Raw genomic sequence first — 21,756 nt, forward strand, 5'->3', positions numbered from 1 at the left:
AAAGCACAATGATACGCGTTCTCTCGAATTATGGGCGGCTGATCGCGACCTTTGTGATCGGCATCGTCATTGTGCGCATCATGGCCGAGATCGGTCCTGATGCAGCGCTGATTTATTTGCTGCTGATTTCATCGACCGGCATTGCGGCGATGTTCAAGTTCGCGCTGCAAAACGCACTGGTCCCGGCCCTTGGTCTGTCGATCGACGGAAGCGGCGAGCACGATTTTCAAAAAGTATATTGGACATCGTTCGTACTTGGTGTCGGTGCGGGACTGCTGTCTGTTGTGCTGTTTGCCGGCTTCTGGCTGGTATCCGATCAACTGAACTTCGGCGCTTTGTCGCAAACCACGATTGCGATCGCTCTTTTGGGTACGGCGGTTCAGACCTTCGCGTCGTCGGTCGGCATCGTGTTCCTGAACCTGCTGCTGGTCGAACGGCGGTTGGTTGCTTACAACATCATGCTGGTCCTGGACCGCGCACTTATTCTGGTCGCAGCTACTGTCATCATTGTGCTTCCACCAGCGACCTCGGTCGATGATAAGCTTCAACTCTTTTATGCTCTTGTTGGCGGGCTGACGATTGTCCTTCAACTCGGCATCTATGTGCTCGCAGTGCGTGGCGAACCCCACCTGAGGTTGCGCAGGGCGCCCTTGGTGCGTCAGACGACTGCTTGGATCAGCGCTTTTATCGGTTGGAACGCTGTCGTCGTCATCGCGTTTGCGTTGTTCACGCGCTGGCCGCCCCTTGTCGTCAACTGGTCGCTCGGCGAGTTGATGACACTGACCTTGAGCATCGTGTTGTTGTTGATTGGGTATCAACGGCAGCTTTCGATGGGTTTGGTCGTGGGGTTGGATGCGATGGTTGCGCGGCTGATGGGTACCGAAAACGATGGCGAAGCCAGCAGCTTGATCCTGCGTTGGACCTATATTCTGACCGTTTTTGCGACGTTCTCGTGCGCGCTCATTGGCCTTTTCGTTGAGGCGATTTTGGCGCTGTGGTTTGGCGATTCCTTGAGTGAGTCGGGGTGGGTCCCGGCGATGTCGGCCGATCTCTTCCGGATCATGTCGTTTGGGATTGCCGCAAGCATTCTATCGGAAGGCTGGATGAAGTTCCTCTCCGGGCGCGGCGAGGTCCGCGCATTCGCGCCGCCGCTTCTGATCGCCGGTATTATCAACATTGTGGGTGTCATCATCGCCAGTACGCTTCTTGAAGGCCAATCGGCTCTGATGGCGATTGCTCTGGTCTTCTCCGGGAGCTTTCTCGTCGTCAATTTGGGGTTTGTCGCGGTCCAAACAGCTCGCCGTGCCAATGTGCGGTTGAGTGCGTTTTACGCTGTGATCGCCGGTCCAGCTTTGATCGCGGCGTGCGCCGCGGCCCCGGCGCTATTCCTCCACAATGGCGGATGGACGATGACGAATGCCGCCGTTGCGCTTTGTATTCTTGGCGTTTGCGCGCTTGCAGCTTTGTTGACCATGCCGCGTTTCCTTGCGCGCCTAAGTCCAGCCTGAGCGACCAGGTGTCGAAGTCCAAACCACTGCAGATTGCGATTTTCGGCCAGATCGACGGCCCAATCGGCGGTCAGAGTCGCCTGACCATGGCATTTCGCGACGGTACAACGGGAAACCCTGTAGTTTTTGACTTCCACGGCCACAAGTCGGCGCTCGCACCACTGCAGATGGTTTGGCAGTCGCTGCAGGTTTTGTTTCTTACGCTGCTGGCCCGCATTGATGTTGCCTACATTGCGATGTCCCGCACAACTTTCGGCATGATGCGGGACCTTTTGCTGTTGTTGCCCGTGATCATGTTGCGAAGACCAATCGTTGCGCATGTGCACGGGGCCGAGTTTGAGGATTTTTATCGCCACAACGCGCAGTTCGCCCGGGTTAAAGCGTTCTACCTTCGGCACGTGACCGCTTTTGTCTTCGTTAACGAGGTATTCGTGCCGGTTGATCCCGAGCTGGCCGCCCGCTCGACCTTCGTTCGCAATCCCATCCCAACGTTCGCTGTGAAAGCCATTGCCCGTCGGACGCGGGAGGACGAACGTGACGCTTTGCCCAGCCACCAGGAGGAACGTGCGGACGACACAGACAAAGCGAAGGTGGCGCGTCGCTGTTTTGGTTTCATTTCGAGCTTTGATCCTCAGAAAGGGATCGACCTGTTTCTTGATGCAGCGGATCGCTATGCTGACCGCGCTGACTTTGTGATCGCCGGTGGGCCAAGTCACATCGATCGGGCGTATGGTCTGCGCCTACTTGAGCGGATCAATACGATGCCGTCCATACGGTACCTTGGCTACCTCTCTGATCCGACGCCCTTTTACGACGCCTGCGACTTCATGATTTTCCCGACCAATTTTGCGTCGGAAACATCCTCATTGGTCGTTATTGAGGCCCTGGCAACCTGTACGCACCCGATCGTCCGTCGTCACAATCGTCTTGTCGACATCTTCGGAGCTGCGCCGGTCAGTTGGTTCGATGATGCAAGCGGGTTGCATGCTGTGATTGACCGGGTGCTCGATTGGGGTCCCGACCACTTGCGCGCGCTCAACGATCGGGGCGCGCCATGGGTCCAATCCTATTTCCCAACCGAAGACAGCTGGGTTTCACAGGTCGATCAGATCGTTACGCAGGCGGCCAATGGCGAACGTTCTTCACGTTCCTGGTCAAATTCCAAATGATTTCGGATAGCACAAGCGGCCCGTCCCACGCTTCAAGGGACCAATGCTGGCTGGCAGCTCACCCCTGTTAGTTTACGTAGTAGTAAAGCAACATCTATTCCGCGAAACAGTTAACGCTAGGCTGAATGCTATAATTGCATTTGGGCAACGCTCAAAAACAAGTCAGCCGGGAAAGATTACCCACCTTGTTCATTTTTTTAAAACCGCCTACCACTGACGTCGCGGTAAACTGTTGACCATAAATCTGGAGACCTACGATGGCTCTTAGTGCGGGTGATATCGCAATCGTCGGTATACAAACTGGCAACCCTGATCCTTGGGCATTCGTCGCTTTAGTCGATATCCCTGCTGGCGAAGAGATACTTTTCACTGACCAAGGCGTAAAGGCGGATGGTACGTTCCGAACAAACGCCAATGAAGGTGTCATAAAGTACACCGTGCCTGCGGGTGGCATTACCGCAGGGACGGTTATTACCTTCACGAGCGTTGGTGGAGATTTTTCAGCGGAAAGCGGCAACTTCGGGCTAGGCGATAATGGCGATCAGCTCATCGCCTATCAGGACGATGGTTCCGTGACGTTCCTGTTTGCGTCGCAGACGAACAGCTCCCAATTTCAGGCGGACGCAACAAGCAACCGTAATTCGTCAGTTCCCCCTGGACTGGTCGAAGGTGAAACTGCCGTTGCCTTGGGTTCCGGCCCGATCGATGGCAATGACTTCGACAATGCTGCCTACACCGGTACGCTGTCGGGGACACGCGAAGACCTGCTTGCATCGATCGGCGACCCTGCAAACTGGGACAAGACCGACGGCCCAGTCACCTTCACGTCGGGGCCATTCACGGTTGTCACGCAGCAGACCTTCCTCGGAACGCCTACGCCAAATGAAAACTTCGTCGGCGCGCCGAGCAGTGACGATACCGTTGACTACAGCGGCAGTGCAAATCCGCTGGGGGTCCTCGTTGATCTCGACCCCAGCCTGTCCAACAACCCGCCTTTCTCAGCGGCGGGTCGTGGCGATTCGACGGGCGACAGCTTCTCAAGCATTGAGAATGTGATCGGCACCAACTTCGAGGACTCCCTGCGCGGCGACAATGTCGCCAACACCTTGGAAGGTCGCGATGGCGATGACGCCATGGCGGGCCGTGGCGGCGATGATACGCTGCTCGGTGGTGATGGCGATGATCGCTTGTTCGGCGGTGATGGTGCTGATGTCCTGGACGGGGGCGACGACAGCGATACCGCCGTTTACCGCGATGCGACTGTTGGGGTCAGCGCAAGTCTGTCAGCTCCAGGAGGGAACTCCGGATTTGCGGCTGGCGACACATACATCAGCATAGAGAACCTCGAGGGTTCCCTGTTTGGCGACATCTTGGTCGGCGATGGAGGCGACAACACGCTTTCCGGGCTCGCGGGATCGGATGTCATGGCGGGCGGTGGCGGCGACGACGTTCTGCTCGGTGGCAATGGCGGGGACAATTTATCGGGCGACCTTGGCAACGACGTGCTATCCGGCGGCCTGGGTATGGACCTTCTTTCCGGCGGCGCGGGAGATGACATCCTCCATGGTGGCGCTGATGCCGACACCTTCGACTTCGATGCCGACGGTAGTTTCGACCGGGTGCGCGATTTCGAGGACACCATCGATCTTCTGGATGTTCAGGATTTGGGCATCACCGCGTTCTCAGACTTCGATCGTGTTTTCGACGCCGCCAACGGCAGCGCCGTCCTGATCGAAGGTGCGACGACAATTGTGCTGCAGAATACGGCTGTCGCAGATCTATCCGACGCCGATTTCATCCTGCGGCCCAGCGCCACCTTCATCGCAACGCTTGGTGGCGTCGTTGAGAACTTTCCAGGCTCGCCCGGAGTTGAAGACACCGTTGACTACAGCGCCAGCGTGGATCCTCTTGGCATTCTGGTTGATCTGGATCCTTCCCTCGCAAATAACCCGGTTTTCGCCGCGGCGGGCAGGGGTGAATCGGCTAACGACACCTTTACAAGCATTGACAACGTCATTGGTACCGATTTTGCCGACTCGATCCGGGGTACCAATGATGAAAACGAGTTATTTGGCGGTGGAGGCGACGACCTCATCGCTGGCCGTGGCGGGTTCGATGCGTTGTTTGGGCAGGATGGTAACGATCGCCTGTTTGGTGGCGCAGATGGTGACGTGCTTGATGGCGGCGATGGCAGCGATACTGCGGTGTATCGCGACGCTACGGCTGGTGTCGTTGCTGACCTAGCTGACCCGTCCGCGAACACCGGTTTTGCGGCACAGGATACCTATATAAGCATTGAGAATCTCGATGGATCGGTATTTGACGACACTTTGATCGGTGACCGTTTCGCAAACGAGATAACCGGTAACAATGGTGACGACACCCTCATCGGCGCGAAGGGCAACGACACGCTTGTTGGCGAAGCTGGCAATGACACCTTGGACGGCGGCGAGGGAAGCGACACCCTCAATGGCGGTGCCGGCATCGATATCCTCACTGGCGGTGCGGACGACGATACTCTCACCGGCGGTACTGACGCGGATACATTCGTGTTTGACGCCGATGGTAGTTCCGACATTGTCAAAGACTTCGAGAATGGTGTCGACCTGCTTGATGTGCGCGAGCTGGGTATTACCGCCTTCTCTGACTTTGACCGCGTGTTTGATGCTGCCAATGGCAGCGCCGTCCTCATCGAAGGCGCGACCACGATTGTGCTTCAAAACACGGTCGTGGCTGACCTTTCCGATGCAAACTTCATTTTGCGGCCAAGCAATACGGTAAACGCGGGGCTTGGCGTCGTCGAGAATTTTGTCGGGTCTTCGGGTACCGAAGACACCGTGGATTACAGCTCGAGCCCTGACACAGTTGGTGTGCTGGTGGATCTTGATCCCTCGCTGGCGAATGATCCGGTCTTTTCCGCAGCGGGACGTGGTGATTCAACCGACGACACCTACACCAGCATAGAAAATGTCATTGGAACTGACTTCGCCGATTCGATCCGCGGATCGAACGATGACAACGAACTGTTTGGCGGCGATGGCAACGACATTATGGCCGGTCGTGGCGGGTTCGATGCGGTGCGCGGTGAAGACGGTGATGATCGCCTGTTCGGCGGTTCGGATGGCGACGTTCTGGATGGCGGAGACGGTAGCGATACAGCTGTCTATCGCGACGCGCCCGTTGGCGTGCGTGCCGACCTTGCCGACCCGTCGACAAACACCGGCTTTGCAGAGCAGGACACCTACATCAGCATCGAGAATCTCGATGGGTCTCCATTTGATGACACGTTGATTGGTGACCGCTTTGCAAACACGCTACGAGGGAACGACGGCAACGACAGTCTTGTTGGCGATGATGGCGCGGACACCCTCTTAGGCGAACTGGGTGACGACACCCTTGATGGCGGTCTTGGTGAAGACATCCTCATTGGCGGGCTGGGCACTGATACTCTGATCGGGGGCGCGGATGATGATCGGCTCAGCGGTGGAGCGGATGCTGACATCTTTGTATTTGGCGCCGATGGCAGTCTGGATGTTGTTCGCGATTTTGAAGATGGAAGCGATCAGCTGGACGTGAGCGCGCTGGGCGTCACAACGCTTGCCGATTTCGATCAGGCGTTTCAGGCGGCCAATGGCAGTGTCTTTCTTGAGGAAGGCGGCACCGTAATCGTGCTTACGAATACGCTGCTAACCGACGTTGACGATACCGATTTCATATTCGTGTAACGCCATCACACTTTTTGCAGGCACCTTTTGGGCGGTGAGACGTGTTCTCATCGCCCTTTTTCGTTGCGTCCTGATTGAATTGGATGTTGTGGCCGCGGTGCCCGCTGCGTTCACGCACTCAGAATTGTCTGTGTCTGCCCCTTCAGCCTCACGCAGCTGAGCCTCCCCGTGATGTAAGCGCCGGTGTCCACGTTGATGCGATTGGGCAGGATTTCAGGCTCTTCCACTGGCGTATGCCCGTGCACCACACAGGCGCCGTGCCATTTCGGCGATGACAGGAACTCATCCCGGATCCCCATCAGATCGTCCGGTTCCTGCTTATCGAACGGCACGCCGGGCCGGACCCCGGCGTGACAGAAAAAGTAGTCATCCTGGCGATGGTGAAGGGGCAGGCTATCAAGAAAGCTTCGATGCCGCTGGGGAACAGCTTCAAGCCAACGTCGATGCAGGGGCCCAAAGCTTTGCGGTGAGAGCGGCAGCTTAATCTCGACCCCATAGGATCGCATCGTTTCCAGACCGCCAAACTGGCACCAAAGACCAGCTGCGCTTTCGTCGTGAAGTGCACCGTGCATGAATTGCTCATGATTGCCGCGCAGCAAGATCGCCCCGTGAAGCTCGCGCCGAGAAATAAGCCGGTCGATCACCTGACTGCTTTGCATACCGCGATCGACGTAGTCGCCTAAAAAGACTTCCTGAACCGTATATCCGGTGTGTTTTGTGCGATCGCTATCGATCCGCGCAAGGATTGTATCGAGGCAATCCAAACGGCCATGCACGTCGCCCACTGCGTAGATGACATGACCTTCCGATAGCGACACTTGAGTTTTTTTTTGGCCGAACGGCCAGAAATTTATCATATTTTTCAGTGCTATGGGCGGATAGGCGCAGCTTTCGACAAGTTCGTTTAAAATTGCGCTGATTGCTGCAAATGAACCCAAACCGCCGCCGCGTACAACCCCACCCATCGAGTTCGTCAACCCGAGTGGATATGGGGAGTTGGAGTGATGTTGACGCGTGTACTGATGACCTGCGCGGCAGGTTTGATGATGATGGGAGCGGCGACGACGGTATCGCAAGCGCGAGTTGTTCTGCCGCAGGCGGTGCCAATGCCGCCAGCAAGTTCGGAAATGCGGCTCGGCCGCAATACCTTGGCACCTTTCGCCCATGTGCGGTTTTGCCAGGTCAATCGGTCTCAATGCGCCGTGCGCGGCGCTGCAGAGCGTGTGGAGTTGACGGCCGATCGCTGGCAGCAGCTTCGGCGGGTCAACGCGTCCGTCAACCGCTCCATCAGGCCTCGGCATGACCGCCGGGCCGGTGCCATTGGTGACCATTGGGCGATATCGCCCGCCTATGGTGATTGTGAGGACTACGCTCTAACCAAGCGCGCCCATCTTTTGCGCATGGGCTGGCCGTCCTACGCTCTTTTGATCGCGACCGCCGATGTGCGGGGTTTCGGGCATCACGCCGTTTTGGTCGTGCGGACCAGCTCTGGCGATTACGTGCTTGATAATCTCACCGGCCAAATCAAACCGTGGCGCTCGACGGGTTATCGTTGGGATAAGATGCAGTCGCCGACCAACCCACGCCACTGGCTACAGGTGTAAAACAGGCTTGCAGAGAGCCCGCACTCTGGCCGGTATGTCGGCTTTTGCTACAACTAGTCGCCTAAACGAAACATTCGCCGTGCGCTTGCAACGCACGGCGTTTTTCTTGTTAGCTACTACCGAGTACGCCGCGACCAGACGGAATGTATCGCGGCTACTCACGGTGGACGTTTGGTGCGTTTTTCAAGCGGGTTGGCACGGGCGTGTTCACTGCATCTGTCATTGTCGGGCTTTGACCATAAGCGGTGTCATACGCATCCCTGTCCCTCGCGTACCTTGCAACGCTGCGCTGGCTTTTCGTGGCTGCAGTGGCGCTAGCGGTCATCCCGAACGGATCGGTTGATCCGACTTTCTTTTACGCAAACTGCGTGACGTTTGGTCTTCTGCTTGCCCTGTGCGCCTTTATCCGGGTTGATAACCGACGGCTGAAAGGATTGGTCGGGCTGGGTTTTTCGCTGATTTTGATGATCTGCGTCTACGCTGGCATCCAGTCGATGTCGCTAACCGATCATCCTTTCGCCAATCCTGCGTGGTCGGACGTTGCCGCACTCGGTCTCACGGATCGCGGGGCAATTTCGGTTGCACCAGGCGAGACGATCGCCGCTTTGCCATCGCTGGTCGTGCCGCTTTTGGCGTTGATGCTGGGGCTTATCCTTCACCAGGACGATCACGCCGCCCGAGCGCTTTGGAACCGCCTGGCGATCATGGGCGGCATTCTCGCTTTGATCGCGTTGGTGCGGCACGAGTTCTTCGCCGATGCGCATCTGTTTGGGACCCGCCCCCGGTGGGACGGCGCGCTGTCAGGGCACTTTTTTAACCGAAACCTCACCGCAGCCTTCTTTGCGCTCGCCAGTTTTGCGACCCTGGGCATGGTGCTCATGCACGTCGCGCAGATGCGCTGGTCATCGATCGTTCAGCGCCTTGCAGGGCTTCAGTTCTTCGGTGAGCGCAAATACATCTACGCAGCCGCCGGTGGTGTCTTTTTCTTGGCGAGCCTGATCGCTTTGTTTTTAACCCAGTCGCGCGCGGGAACCCTCCTCACGATGGGCATCCTTGCCCTTTGCATACTGGTCATTGCCATCAGTCACCCAAGGTCACAATCGAAGCAGGGTACGTCGTTAAGGGTCGCCGGTCCCTCAAAACGCTGGCTGCTTGTGGCCGCGATCACGGCCGCCTGTGTTGTTGTCTTTTTCACCTTTGGCGGCCGTACAATTGTGCGCATGGATCAGGCGGGCTTCGATATTCAGCGGCTGTGCGCTGCGCGGGGCACCTGGGCAGCGATCAGGGATTTCCCGGTTTTCGGCACCGGTTTTGCAACGTTCAAAGATGTTTTCCCAATTTACAGACCGGCGGACTGTAGCCCGGTCGGGGTCTGGTCGCAGGCGCACAATTCATGGCTTGAAGGTTACCTTGGCTTTGGCCTTCCGTTCGCCGTGTTCATTGCCCTGGGCTCATGGGCGTTTGTGCGGACCGTTGTTTACGGGTTTCGCGTTCGACGTCGGCTGCGCTCAATTCCTGTCCTGACCGTCGGGTGCATGACCTATATCGCGCTGCATTCTATGGTTGATTTCCCAATCCAGATTACCGGAATCGCCGTCTACTTCTCGGCGATGGTTGCCGCAGGGTTTGCAATATCGCTTGCGCGTTAACCAAGATGCCGTACAGTTAATCACAAATTAACCATAACGTTGCCTTAATTTTGTTGCGCGAAGGGCACAGTTGCCCTTACGCGTTCGGAATTGCTCATTGCTTCCTTGCTATTTCCGCAGTGCACCCGGCTATAAAGAAAAGCGGCGAACTATCTGCCGGTCGGGCGCGTTGGAGCGAGTCGGCCCCTAACTAGAGGGTTACCATGCTGCGAGACCTTTGGACGCGTTTTGGGCGCTTAAGCGCGGTTATACTGTGTGGTGCCGCGCTGGCGGGTTGCGAAACGCTGCCGCGTTCCGGTCCCGACGATGGGCTCATTCTTTCCGCCGCCACCGCTTCGGTCGTTGACGAAACCGGCGAGGCGCCGACGATTGACTACGCCTTTGTCGATCTCACGAGCGCAATGACGCCGTTTCTTTCCGTTGAACAACCCGGCGCTGGTTTCAGTACCTTTGGTGGTGGGCGCGGACCATCTCCGGAGATTTTGATCGGTGTTGGCGACGTAATCCAAATTACGATTTTTGAGTCCCAGGGCGGCGGACTGTTCGTGCCGGACGACGAGGGTAGTGCCCGTACCGGTAACTTCGTTACGCTTCCAGAGCAGCGCGTTGATCGGCGCGGGTTCGTTACAGTCCCTTATGCGGGCCAGGTGCGGGCTTTAGGACGCGCGTTACCCGATATCGAAGCCGACATTGTTTCGCGCATTATCGATCTGGCCATCGAGCCGCAGGTCACGATTTCCCTGGTGCAGCGAAATTCAAGCAACGTCACCGTTTCGGGCGATGTGAACGCACCGCTTCGGTTTGAGTTGCTGGAATCCGGTGAGCGCATATTGGACGCTCTGGCAAGAGCGGGCGGTCTGTCCTCCGAAGACCATGATTCGTTTGTAACGTTGGCTCGTCAGGGTCGAGCGGCGACGATTTATTATCCAACCCTGCTCGCCAGTCCGAACGAGAACATCTTCGTTGCGCCAGGTGATGTGATCACCGTGACGGAGGAGCAGCGCCGCTTCATGTCCTTTGGCGCAACTGGATTAACTGGCGAGTATTTGTTCGACCGGGCAAATCTTGAGTTGACAGAAGCTCTTGCGAAAGCGGGTGGATTGCTGGACACGCGCGCCGACCCCGCTCAGGTGCTGATCTATCGCCACGAAACGCGCCACAATCTTGAGCGTATGGGTGTCGATGTAAGTGAATTTGACCCCTCAGTGAGCCAGATCCACACGATATTCCGGGTCAATTTCCGCAAACCGGATGCGTACTTCATCGCTGGGCATTTCGAAATGCGTGATGGTGACGTCATCTATGTTTCCAACGCCGACTCGGTGGAACTGTTCAAGTTCCTTGATCTCATCACCGGCATCACAGGCGCCGCCGCTGAGATCACCAGCGATATCGATGGAACGATCAACAATGTGGACGCTATCTTCGACTAGATATTGCGCAAGCGGGTTGTGCCCGTGATGCAGTTCCGGATTGGCTCAACAGGACGGCTGGCGAGAATATCGCCAGCCGTCTTCGCGTGCGGACTTGTATGGTCCGTGATCGGTCAGCCTGGCGTCGCCTACGCCAATGACTGGCAACTGATCAGTTCGCCGGGTGAGTGCTCCTATGTCTATGAGCGCATCACCGACGAACGGACGACCCGATGCACCGCTTCGGCCATCATCATGAATACCGCAACGTCGCAGATCACCCGGTGCACCGCGTCCGTCGAGGGCAATCAGTTTCTCGCACCCTCAGTCGAGGAAAACGTTCCCGAGGAGGTAACGTGTTGGACGACGCCGCGCGTCATTAATGGAGAGGGCCCTTACGCCATATCGTCCCTCGACGATGCTTTCATTGAAGAGAACACGCGGGTGCGGCGGCGTGGTAATTTCGTGTGGTCAAACGCCTTCTGGGTCTACGCTACATCCGGGACCTTCGATATCCGTCTGTGCGCAGCCAATCGTGCGGTCCAAAATCCGGATCTGGCCCAGCGGTGTTCCCAAAGAATTAACTGGGCCTCCGATCAAGACAGAGCGTCGGAAACCGGTAATTTAGATCCCTAACCTTATGAAGTGTCATCATTTGTTGCCTTGCACGTAAGCGGTAATGAGCTTAATGTTGTGAGGTGTGTGAGACGAAAAATGCTTGGAGCTTGATCATGTCCGGTGCGCTGACCCCTAAGTTGCGCCTTCCAGTTGTTGCTTTTGCGGCTGCCGCAGTGTGTCTCACCGGATATGCCGCGCCCGTATTGGCGCAGGATGCCGGCTCTGACGACGCGCCGTCGCGCAGCTGTCTCGCCGACGGCGCTGGAGCGTCGCAGGCGGCAATCGATGCATTCTTTGGAAATCCGGCCAGCCTGCTTCAGGAAAATCCACTGGGCGGACTTTCGTTGTCAAATGATGTCCGGTCGCTCGCGACAACAAATGTCGACACGGTGCCGGTTATCCTGGCGCTGGAAGCGACCGCCACCTTGCGCCAGGCTCGCGCTATTGGTGCCGGCCTGGCTCGCGCAGCGACCTTGTGCGTGGCGACCAATCCAGACTTGGCTGCCGAAATCCAACTTGCCGTTGCCGCAAGCGACAATGAGGCACTGGTAACAGCGTTTCTCACTGGCGCTGGCGATGAGGACACGGCTGCGGTGCCGGGTGGTCTTGGCGACACCACAGGTGGTGGTGGCCCAGCGGCTGCGGGTATCACATCGAACCCCGGTGGCGGTGCGGCGCCGGTTACGCCTGCATCAGCTACAAACGCAGGAGCCGGTCCCGGCGCATTTGGTGGCGGAAACGCCGGCGATGATAACGACACAGTCGTCCAAAACAGCCCGACCTGACGTCGGACGGGGTTATTGGTAGTAGCGTATTATGCTTCAACGCTCGGATGTGCGCCGTAATCCCGCTGGCGATGCATACTGGCAGGACGGGCCTCCCGCGCTTGATCTTGAGCGCTATATTGGCATCATCCGGCGCCGTTGGAAGTTGGTTGCCTTCGCCTCGCTCATCAGTCTGCTGTTTGGATACGCGTATCTGGTGACCGCCGTACCGATTTATTCGGCCAGCACCCGTTTGCTTATCGATACGCCGGAAACGCAAACCTCCCAGGAGGTGTCGGGGGTATCTGAAGGTTTCTTTGAAAGCGGAGAGATTGACAGTCAGGTCGAGCTGATCCGTTCGGAAGCTATTTCCGCCCAAGTGGTGGACAGCCTTGATCTTCTCAACAACCGGTTCTTCTGGTCACGCCAGCGGTCACCCGGCGAGGTGGTTGTCGGTTGGTTGCGCTCCGGATCGGGCTTTGTTGCGACTCAGGTTGAAAATGGATTGGATGCGACGTTTTCGCTTTTTGGTGGCTCCGCCGATGAGGGAGGTACCGACCAACTGTCGTCGCTGCTTGCCACTGCATCGGACAATGAGCGTCGCCGTGAAGAGGCTATCAAGACGCTAGCCGACGGTTTGAGTGTTGCACGGGTCGACCGGACCTACGTGGTCGCTATTGCTTATCGATCGCCTTATCCAAACCTGGCAGCCGAGATCGCCAATGGATTTGCGAACGCCTACATCGATGATCAGCTTGAATCGAAGTACAACGCTACCCGCCGTGCAAGCGAATGGCTTCTAACACGAACCGAGGAGCTTCGAACGCAAGCCGCTAGCGCGGAGCAGGCGGTAGAAGCGTTCCGTCAGGCAAACGGTTTGGTGGCCGCCAGCGGTTCGTTGATTTCGGAACAGCAATTGGCCGAGATCAACGGCCGGCTGATTGCAGCGCGTGCCGACGTTGCTTTGCAGCGTGCACGCTTTGAACGCTTATCAGAGATTGTCGACAGCAATGACGCTGGAGCGGCCGTTGCGGAAACGCTTAGTCAAACGATCACATCGGATTTGCGGGCGCGTTATCTCGAAGCAAGTAAGCGTTTTGCGGAAATCAGTGCGCTTCTGGGAGCTAACCACGCCCAAGCAGTTCGCCAACGCAACGAGATGTTCCAGTTGCAGCGGCTGATGTTTGAGGAGCTCAAGCGTGTCACCGAAGTGGCGGGCAATGAGCTCCAGGTTGCGCTGAACCAGGTTTCGGTTCTTGAGGACGAACTTGAGACATTGGTCGGTACGTCCAACCAGGCCAACGAAACACAGATCCAGTTGGGAGAGTTGGAGCGCAACGCAACATCGTTGCGTGCGCTGTACACGTCCTTTTTGGAGCGCTACCAGGAGTCGCTGCAAACGCAATCATTTCCGATCTCCGATGCACGTATCATAACCCCGGCTGAAGCGCCCAGCTTCCCCAGTTCACCAAACCGCATCATCACGCTGACGATGGCGCTTTTTCTCGGCGCAGCCGCTGGGGGAGCGCTGAGCATGCTCCTGGAGTTGCGTGATCGCGTGTTCCGTAGTGGGGAGCAAATTCGAACGGGCCTTGGCCTTGAATTCATTGGGATACTTCCGGTCGTGTCGGCAAATCGAGCCACGCGATCGAGCGTTAAGCGCGCGCGTGCCGGAAAAGGCAAGCCTGCGGGCTGGGCGCGTAAATTACCGCTACCGGGCGCAACTGTTGAGCCGCTTGACGACCGTGATCCGCTGACGGCAGCCGGTGAGGTTGATGAGCTCGAGCACGATCCGACGCCGCTTGAAGTGCGCGATATGGTGATGAACTACGCCGCCGCCAATCCGCTCTCAGGCTTCTCCGAAACGCTGCGATCGGCCAAGGTTGCTGCAGACCTGACGATTTCGGGCGCGTCGGTAAAAACCATTGGGATTGCATCTGTTTTGCCCAATGAAGGCAAGACGACGGTCTCGAAGAACCTCGCGAGCCTGACAGCGGCACAAGGGGCTAAGGTTCTGTTGATCGACGCTGACCTTCGTAACCCGGGCCTGACGCGTTCTGCCGTGGGTCGGACCGTAGAAAATGGACTGGCTGAGGTTATTCTTGATGGAGCAAACTGGCGGCGCGTTATTCGGTCGGAGGAGGAAACCGGCCTGGCCATTTTGCCGACCAATCCCAATCGCCGCGTGCCCCACACCAGTGATCTGCTGACCTCGCCGGGGATGCGGCGGCTTCTGGCGGACGTTCAAGCCGAGTATGACTACGTGTTTTTGGATCTGCCGCCGATCGGACCGGTTGTCGACGTGCGGGCCATGGCGCCGCTGCTTGATGGTGTCGTGTTCGTCGTCGAATGGGGCAAGACTGATCGCAACCTCGTGGAGAATGCGCTGTCGTCTGATGCCCAGCTCTACGACAAGATTATCGGTGTCATTCTGAACAAGGCCGACAAGGAAAAGCTCAAGCTGTACGAGAATTACCAATCGGGCGGCTACTACTACAACCGGTACAAAAAGTACTACACCAGTTGAGGCGAGGCAGATGATCCTTCGTGGGATTGTTCTGTGTGGTTTGGCCGGTTTGATTACCGTATTCGGATTGGCCTACTGGGCAAGCGCGCATCGCGCTTCCGATCGCATCGAAACAGTTGAACTGTTTCAGCGTTTATCGTCGGGACCGACATTTGGCTTGCGGGAAACCGCCCCGATAACGGCTGACTTCGCGGCGGATATCGCATGTCAGGTTGATCCCCTTGCGCGCTACATGGCGCTTAGCCTCTCCACAGCGGAGCTCTATGTCGCGGCGTTACCGTTGGGCGACACAAGCGTCGAGTCGGTGGATCATGCGGTTACGACTGGGGAGCAGATCGCGCGGTCTTTGCTTGCTTGCAACCCGACCTCCGGCGAAGCTTGGTTCAGGTTGACCATGTTGACGGTTTTTGCAGAAGGTTGGAGCGCAGACGCGATTGATCTGCTCGCACAGTCGCAAACCTATGCGCCCTTCGAAGACGATCTGGTGAGGCGGCGCGTGCAGACGATCTCGGTACCGGCGGGACTGCCAAGCGAACTCTCCGGGCGGCTTGAAGGCCTGATCGCGCGCGATCGTGCCGTGGTCGATCCTGCCTCCTAGCAGCGCCATGCAACTATTGCGAGTAGCGTAAGGTCCTAACGTAAACCGTAACGTCATATCGTACCGACCGATCTGCCGCGCATGTGGTCGAAAAGGCCGAGGCCGTAAGACTCTATAACAACAGAATGAATTGGCCATTCTCTCGAGAGAGAAGCTGAAAACAGACGAGCGCCCATGCGGCCCGATCATGCTTTCTTGTAACATAGTTCACGTTTTATTGCGCCGCACCAAAACAACCTAGGGATGGTGGTCGCAGAAATGCTTTCCTGAGAAAATTTATCTCATCCCTATGCAGTGCGTGAGGCTTGCAAGCGGATAAATGTGTGCGCGCAGGAAAGTTGAAGGCAAGTTCTGTGGGACGGCTGCACCTGCTCATCGATTGCGTTCTGGTCGGTATCGCTGCCGTCATCGCATTCTCTTTACGTGATCAATCCGTTTTTGCTGCGCTTGAGCGGCCAGGGCTTGGTCTGTATGCGGTTGCCTCGATCGGCTTTGGCCTGGTTATTTTTTCTGCCACGCGGGTTAGCCGGGGTGTGTGGCGCTTCTTCTCATTCGTCGACATTTTTCGGGTCGTTGGCGCTGCAGGCATTGCGATCCTGCTGGCATGGTCGACGACGTTTTTGATTGACCGTTCGGAACTGATCCCGCGCTCTGTTCCTGTTCTCCATTGGATTTGTGCAGCATTCCTGATGTGTGCTGCGCGTGCGACGGTGCGGCTTTCCTTGCGCCCGAGTTTTGGGCGTCGGGACGTCATCCCCGTCAGCGCTTTGCAGCACGTCTTGGTCGTCGGATCGGACGAGCTTGCCGAACTGTACATCCGCTGCGCAAAACGCCTCTCCCAAGGTCGTGTGGCCGTGGTGGGGCTTTTGGCGGAAGACGGAGCAGTTGCCGGTCGATCGGTCTCCGGCGTGCCTGTTCTGGGTTCTCCGACAGACATTGCCAATCTCGTCAACACCCAGGCGATCCATGGTGTGTTCATCGACTCGATTGTCGTCGCTCAGCCCTTTGAAAGCCTCAGCCGCTCGGCTCGAACGGCCCTGCGCGACTACGAAAAGCACAGCGGTCGCGCGCTCGATTTCTTCGAGGACCGGCTCGGGTTTCCGAAGGTGGGTGATCAGATGGCCGCCCAGACCGCGGCGGTGGCGCCACGGCAATACCAGACATCGGGCTCGTACCATTTGGTCAAGCGTGCGCTCGATGCGGTTGCCGCATTTGCGCTTTTGGTCCTGTTTGCCCCGCTTATCGCTATCACCTGGCTCGCTGCGCTTATCGATGTCGGCGCGCCTGCGTTCTTCTGGCAGCTGCGCCCGGGCTTGCACGGCAAGCCGCTGCGCGTCCTCAAGGTGCGTACCATGCGTGGTGCGCATGATGAACGTGGAGCGCGTATTCCTGATCAGAACCGGTCGTCTGCGATTGGTGAGGCGCTTCGGCGGTATCGCCTTGACGAGCTGCCGCAGCTCATCAACATCCTCAAGGGTGATATGTCTTTCATCGGCCCGCGCCCTCTGCTGCCCGTTGATCAGCCTAAAGATGCGTCAATTCGGCTGAGTGTACGCCCCGGGCTAACCGGTTGGGCACAGGTTAATGGTGGCCGGATTTTAACCCCTGAGGACAAGGCGGCTCTCGATGCCTGGTATGTCGAAAACATGTCGTTCGCGCTCGATGTGCGGATCGCCGTCATGACCCTCCAAGTCCTGCTGTGGGGCGAAAAAGACCCTCAGGATCAGGTGCTGCGCAGCGCCCACGGGGCCGTGGCACGCCAACGTCTCAACCTGCCATCGTAAACGGCAGCCGGTAGCGGCCTGAAGGCTTGCTTCCTGCAGGCGTGCGCAAATGTGCGTCGGCAAACCTCTTCCCCTTGTCCCAGCGATCGAGAGCCGCCATGGTCGGGTGCGCTGTTATTGATCATCACGGACTGGCTCCCTCGGACATGACCGCACCGCTCAGCTTTGACTCCCTTCGATCGCAGGTCGCCGAGGGAAGCGTCGATACCGTTCTGGCGTGCATGGTGGACATGCAAGGCCGGCTGATGGGCAAGCGCTTCCATGCGGTCCATTTTGTCGAGAGCGCCTACCGCGAGACCCATTGCTGCGACTACCTGCTGGCGACCGATCTGGAGATGGCAACACCCGACGGGTATGCCGCGACGAGCTGGCAGACCGGCTATGGCGATTACATCATGCGCCCAGATCTGACGACCATCAGGCCAATACCCTGGCTCGAGGGGACGGTGATGCTGCTGTGCGATGTGATCGACCATCACACGCACGATCCGGTTCCTCACGCACCGCGCGCACTGCTGCAAAAACAGATCGCGCGCGCCGAGGCGCTGGGTTTTACGCCGATCATGGCGACCGAGCTTGAGTTCTTCCTGTTCGAGCAAAGCTACGACGCTCTGCGTAAGGATGGTTATCGCGACCTACAGCCGATCAGCGGCTACAACGAGGATTACCACATCTTCCAGACCACCAAGGAGGAAGGTGTGATGCGAGGGGTGCGCAACCATCTGCGCGCGGCAGGCGTGCCGGTTGAGGGCAGCAAAGGCGAGGCCGAGGCGGGTCAGGAAGAACTCAACATCCGTCATGCTGATGCGCTCGCCTGCGCCGATCACCACACTATCGCGAAGCACGCCATCAAGGAGATCGCCTGGCAGAACGGTCGTGCGGCGAGCTTTCTGGCCAAATGGCACCAGGCGCGGGTTGGCTCTGCTTCCCACGTGCACCAGTCGCTTGAAGCCGGCGGGAAGCCAGCCTTTCATGACCCGGCGAACGCGCTGGGGATGTCCAAGGTCATGGAGCATTACCTTGCCGGACTGATTGCCTATGCCGCCGATATCACCTTCTTTCTCGCGCCCTACGTGAACAGCTACAAGCGCTTCGCCAAGGGCACCTTCGCGCCGACGAAGGCGGTCTGGTCGGTGGACAACAGGACGGCCGGCTTCCGGCTTTGTGCCGATGGGACGGACGCGATCCGCATCGAATGCCGGATCGGTGGTGCAGACCTCAACCCTTACCTTGCGCAAGCGGCCATGCTCGCTGCGGGTCTCAAGGGCGTTGAGGATGAACTGCCTTTGCCGCCGGCCGCGACGGGGGATACCTACGAGGCGACCGAAGCGCCGGAGATCCCGAAAACCCTGCGCGCCGCCACGGACGCCCTGACCGGTTCTTCGATGCTGCGGGACGCGATGGGCGAGGCGGTGGTGAACCATTACACCCGATGCGCCCAATGGGAGCAGGAGGCCTTCGACGCCGTTGTCACCGATTGGGAAATCGCGCGCGGCTTTGAGCGTGCGTGATGCGGCAGATACCATGAACCTCATTGCAAATTGGTCCTATCCAACCGCCATTCGTTTTGGGGCAGGGCGGATCGAGGAGCTGGGGCAAGCTTGCCGCGAGCTTGGCATCCAGCGGCCCTTGCTTGTCACCGACCGCGGTCTTGCCGACCTGCCGATCACGATGCGTGCGCAAGCACTGCTGGGTGACGCCGGGCTCAATACTGTGCTTTTTGCCGATGTCGATCCCAACCCGACCGGTGAGAATGCTGTCGCAGGCGTCGATGCGTATCGCGCGGGAGAGCATGATGGGGTTGTTGCGTTCGGCGGCGGCTCGGCGCTTGATCTTGGCAAAGCGGTCGCGTTCATGGCCGGCCAGACCCGACCGATCTGGGATTTCGAAGACATTGGTGACTGGTGGACGCGCGCCAACGCCGAGATGATTGCGCCCATCCTTGCGGTGCCAACCACGGCGGGCACCGGGTCTGAGGTCGGCCGGGCATCTGTGATCACCAACACCGAAAACCAGGAAAAGAAGATCATTTTCCACCCCAGGATGCTGCCGAGCGTCGTGATCTGCGATCCGGAGCTGACTATTGGCATGCCGCCTGCCATCACGGCGGGAACGGGTATGGACGCGTTTGCCCACTGCCTCGAAGCCTACTGTTCCCCGCATTACCATCCGATGTCCCAGGGGATTGCGCTCGAGGGGATGCGGCTTGTGTTAGGCAATCTGCGAACCGCCTATGCGCAGCCGTACGATCTCGAGGCGCGGGCGCACATGATGAGCGCGGCAGCGATGGGCGCGACGGCCTTCCAGAAGGGCCTTGGCGCGATCCATGCCCTGTCGCATCCCATCGGCGCGGTGCACCACACCCACCATGGCACAACCAACGCGGTGGTCATGCGCGCGGTTCTCGCGTTCAACCGTCCGGCAATCGAGGAGCGGATCGTGCGCGCGGCGGCTTACCTCGGTATCAAGGGCGGGTTTGATGGCTTCGACGCGTACATAGCATCGCTTCTTTCGGAGCTCGGGATCCCGACAAACCTCGCCGCGCTCGGGATCAGCGATCCGGATATTGACGCCTTGACCGATGCGGCCCTGCGTGACCCCAGCTGCGGCGGCAACCCGGTCGCCATGGACCGACAAAACACGCGCGCGCTGCTGGAGAGCTGCTTCGCGGACTAACAGCCCTCATCTCAGGCGTGATCAATCTGGTCCGCGACTTGCAATGCCGTTGTACGAAGAGCCTCAGCCTTTGGCCCGCCAATGACGGTTCGAATGCACCAGCGAAGAAAGTGACCATCAATGCGACTGTGGATCAAAAACCCCCTGGCCGTCCTTGCCGATGATGCTGGCGGGGGCCTCGTGATCGAGGATAGCCGGATCGTGGAACTTGTGCCCACAGGCAAGGAGCCGGCGGAACCTGTCGATGAGGTGTTCGATGCCTCGCGCCACGCGATCATTCCCGGACTGATCAATACCCACCACCATTTCTTTCAGACCCTAAGCCGCGCGCATCCTGCGGCGCGTGACAAGGAGCTGTTCCCCTGGCTTCAGGCGCTCTACCCCATCTGGGGAAACTTGAACCGCGACATGTTCCGCCTCGCGGCGAAGCTTGCCTACCGGGAGCTTCTGCTTTCGGGCTGCACGACGGCGATGGACCACAATTACATGGTCTTCCCCGGAATGGAGGATGCAGTTGATATCGAAGTGCAGGAAGCGCAGGAGCTTGGCATTCGTGCGACTGTGACGCGTGGATCGTTGTCGATCAGTGTGAAGGATGGGGGCGTTTCGCCCGATCACATCGTTCAGGATGCTGATACGATCCTTGCCGACAGCGAGCGTGTGCTCAACCAGTATCATGACGCCTCGGACGGCGCGATGATCCAGATCGCATTGGCCCCTTGCGCACCGTTCAATGTCTCCCGTGAGATCATGCAGGAAAGCGTGGTTCTGGGCGAAAAACATGATTGCGCGCTGCACACCCACCTCGCCGAGACGACGGACGAGGAAGAGTACTGCAAAGAGGTTTTCGGCTATCGCCCCATCGATTGGCTGGAGGAATGCAACTGGCTGCAGCCGCGTGTTTGGCTGGCGCACGGCATCCATTTCACCGATGATGACTGCAAGAAGCTTGGCCATCACGGCGTTGGCGTCTGCCACTGCCCAACTTCGAATGCGGTGCTCGCATCGGGCTTCTGCAAGACGCTAGAACTGGAAGCAGCGGGCAGCCCTGTAGGCCTTGGTGTCGATGGCTCCGCGTCCAACGATTCGTCCAATCTCATGGAAGAGGTCCGCCACGCCTTGATGGTCAACCGGCTTGGCTATGACCGGGCTGACACCGTGACCCACCGCGACGTTCTGCGCTGGGCGACCAAAGGTTCCGCGCGGTGCTTGTGCCGCGACGATATCGGCGAAATCGCTGAAGGAAAGCAGGCCGATCTCGCCATGTTTATGCTCGACGAGCTGCGTTTTTCCGGTAGCCATGATCCCATCGCCGCGCTGGTCCATTGCGGCGCCAACCGGGCGGACCGGGTGATGGTGGCAGGGCAATGGCGGGTGATCGATGGTGCCATCCCAGGCTTTGATGAGGCGGCGTTGATCCGCGAGCATTCAGCGGCGGCCCAGGCTTTTTCGCCAAGCTGAGCGGACGATCTCAACGGCCGATGGCTGGCAGGAACGCTGCGTCACGCGATTGCAAAAGGACGCCAGCTTAATTGTATACAACGCGGCTCAAATTGCTTAAATAATAGGCATTATGGTGGTTTGCGGAGCGCAAAGCGTTCCTTTGACCGGCGCTAAGACGCAAAAACGCAAGCCCGGCAAGTCTTAACAGCCGTTAAGCCTCTGGCACACATCTTGCGAATCTCTTTGGCAGCCAATCGGCCTTGGCCAATTGGCTGATTG

At 58.2% G+C, this 21,756-nt stretch carries 15 protein-coding genes; 14 read left to right on the forward strand and 1 reads right to left on the reverse strand.

Translation table 11 applies throughout. The features are described from left to right. Positions 1–8: 8 nt before the first annotated feature. The 3 genes from AAF739_09130 (at position 9) to AAF739_09140 (ending at position 6,402) form a co-directional block, all read left to right on the forward strand. The gene (locus AAF739_09130; GenBank protein ID MEM6382823.1) at positions 9–1,508 is read left to right on the forward strand and encodes a hypothetical protein; all 1,500 of its coding nucleotides are present in this window, start codon (positions 9–11) and stop codon (positions 1,506–1,508) included. Positions 1,509–1,516: 8 nt separating this feature from the next. Further along, complete coding sequence (locus AAF739_09135; GenBank protein ID MEM6382824.1) at positions 1,517–2,677, forward strand: glycosyltransferase; 1,161 nt, start codon at positions 1,517–1,519, stop codon at positions 2,675–2,677. A 257-nt stretch (positions 2,678–2,934) separates the two neighbouring features. After that, positions 2,935–6,402 carry a calcium-binding protein gene (locus AAF739_09140; GenBank protein ID MEM6382825.1) on the forward strand — a complete coding sequence of 1,156 codons (3,468 nt, stop codon included), beginning with the start codon at positions 2,935–2,937 and terminating at the stop codon, positions 6,400–6,402. Between the two features lie 110 nt (positions 6,403–6,512). Here AAF739_09140 and AAF739_09145 read toward each other — a convergent pair whose 3' ends face one another. After that, positions 6,513–7,220 (reverse strand): metallophosphoesterase family protein, encoded by a 708-nt coding sequence (locus AAF739_09145; GenBank protein ID MEM6382826.1) that lies wholly within the window; start codon positions 7,218–7,220, stop codon positions 6,513–6,515. 186 nt (positions 7,221–7,406) lie between these two features. Between AAF739_09145 and AAF739_09150 the strand changes: the two genes are divergently transcribed. The 11 genes from AAF739_09150 to AAF739_09200 all read left to right on the forward strand — a co-directional run bounded on the left by AAF739_09150 (position 7,407) and on the right by AAF739_09200 (position 21,495). Beyond that, entirely contained in the window at positions 7,407–8,006 is a 600-nt protein-coding gene (locus AAF739_09150; GenBank protein ID MEM6382827.1) for a transglutaminase-like cysteine peptidase, read from the forward strand. A gap of 245 nt (positions 8,007–8,251) precedes the next feature. Next, positions 8,252–9,655: an O-antigen ligase family protein gene (locus AAF739_09155; GenBank protein ID MEM6382828.1), complete on the forward strand. Its 1,404-nt coding sequence runs from the start codon at positions 8,252–8,254 to the stop codon at positions 9,653–9,655. A gap of 203 nt (positions 9,656–9,858) precedes the next feature. Further along, positions 9,859–11,088: a polysaccharide biosynthesis/export family protein gene (locus AAF739_09160; protein MEM6382829.1), complete on the forward strand. Its 1,230-nt coding sequence runs from the start codon at positions 9,859–9,861 to the stop codon at positions 11,086–11,088. Positions 11,089–11,193: 105 nt separating this feature from the next. Next, positions 11,194–11,703 carry a hypothetical protein gene (locus AAF739_09165; protein ID MEM6382830.1) on the forward strand — a complete coding sequence of 170 codons (510 nt, stop codon included), beginning with the start codon at positions 11,194–11,196 and terminating at the stop codon, positions 11,701–11,703. A 95-nt stretch (positions 11,704–11,798) separates the two neighbouring features. Further along, the gene (locus AAF739_09170) at positions 11,799–12,470 is read left to right on the forward strand and encodes a hypothetical protein (protein ID MEM6382831.1); all 672 of its coding nucleotides are present in this window, start codon (positions 11,799–11,801) and stop codon (positions 12,468–12,470) included. A 31-nt stretch (positions 12,471–12,501) separates the two neighbouring features. Continuing rightward, positions 12,502–14,976 carry a polysaccharide biosynthesis tyrosine autokinase gene (locus AAF739_09175; GenBank protein ID MEM6382832.1) on the forward strand — a complete coding sequence of 825 codons (2,475 nt, stop codon included), beginning with the start codon at positions 12,502–12,504 and terminating at the stop codon, positions 14,974–14,976. 10 nt (positions 14,977–14,986) lie between these two features. Then, positions 14,987–15,574 (forward strand): hypothetical protein, encoded by a 588-nt coding sequence (locus AAF739_09180; protein ID MEM6382833.1) that lies wholly within the window; start codon positions 14,987–14,989, stop codon positions 15,572–15,574. A 353-nt stretch (positions 15,575–15,927) separates the two neighbouring features. After that, positions 15,928–17,358: a sugar transferase gene (locus AAF739_09185; protein MEM6382834.1), complete on the forward strand. Its 1,431-nt coding sequence runs from the start codon at positions 15,928–15,930 to the stop codon at positions 17,356–17,358. A 146-nt stretch (positions 17,359–17,504) separates the two neighbouring features. Continuing rightward, positions 17,505–18,869, forward strand: a complete 1,365-nt coding sequence (locus tag AAF739_09190) for a glutamine synthetase family protein (protein MEM6382835.1) — start codon at positions 17,505–17,507, stop codon at positions 18,867–18,869. A gap of 13 nt (positions 18,870–18,882) precedes the next feature. Continuing rightward, positions 18,883–20,034 (forward strand): iron-containing alcohol dehydrogenase, encoded by a 1,152-nt coding sequence (locus AAF739_09195; GenBank protein ID MEM6382836.1) that lies wholly within the window; start codon positions 18,883–18,885, stop codon positions 20,032–20,034. A gap of 120 nt (positions 20,035–20,154) precedes the next feature. Further along, positions 20,155–21,495 (forward strand): 8-oxoguanine deaminase, encoded by a 1,341-nt coding sequence (locus AAF739_09200; GenBank protein ID MEM6382837.1) that lies wholly within the window; start codon positions 20,155–20,157, stop codon positions 21,493–21,495. The last annotated feature ends 261 nt before the right edge of the window (positions 21,496–21,756 follow it).

The sequence above is a fragment of the Pseudomonadota bacterium genome, assembly GCA_039024915.1.
Classification (GTDB): domain Bacteria; phylum Pseudomonadota; class Alphaproteobacteria; order Rhizobiales; family MH13; genus MH13.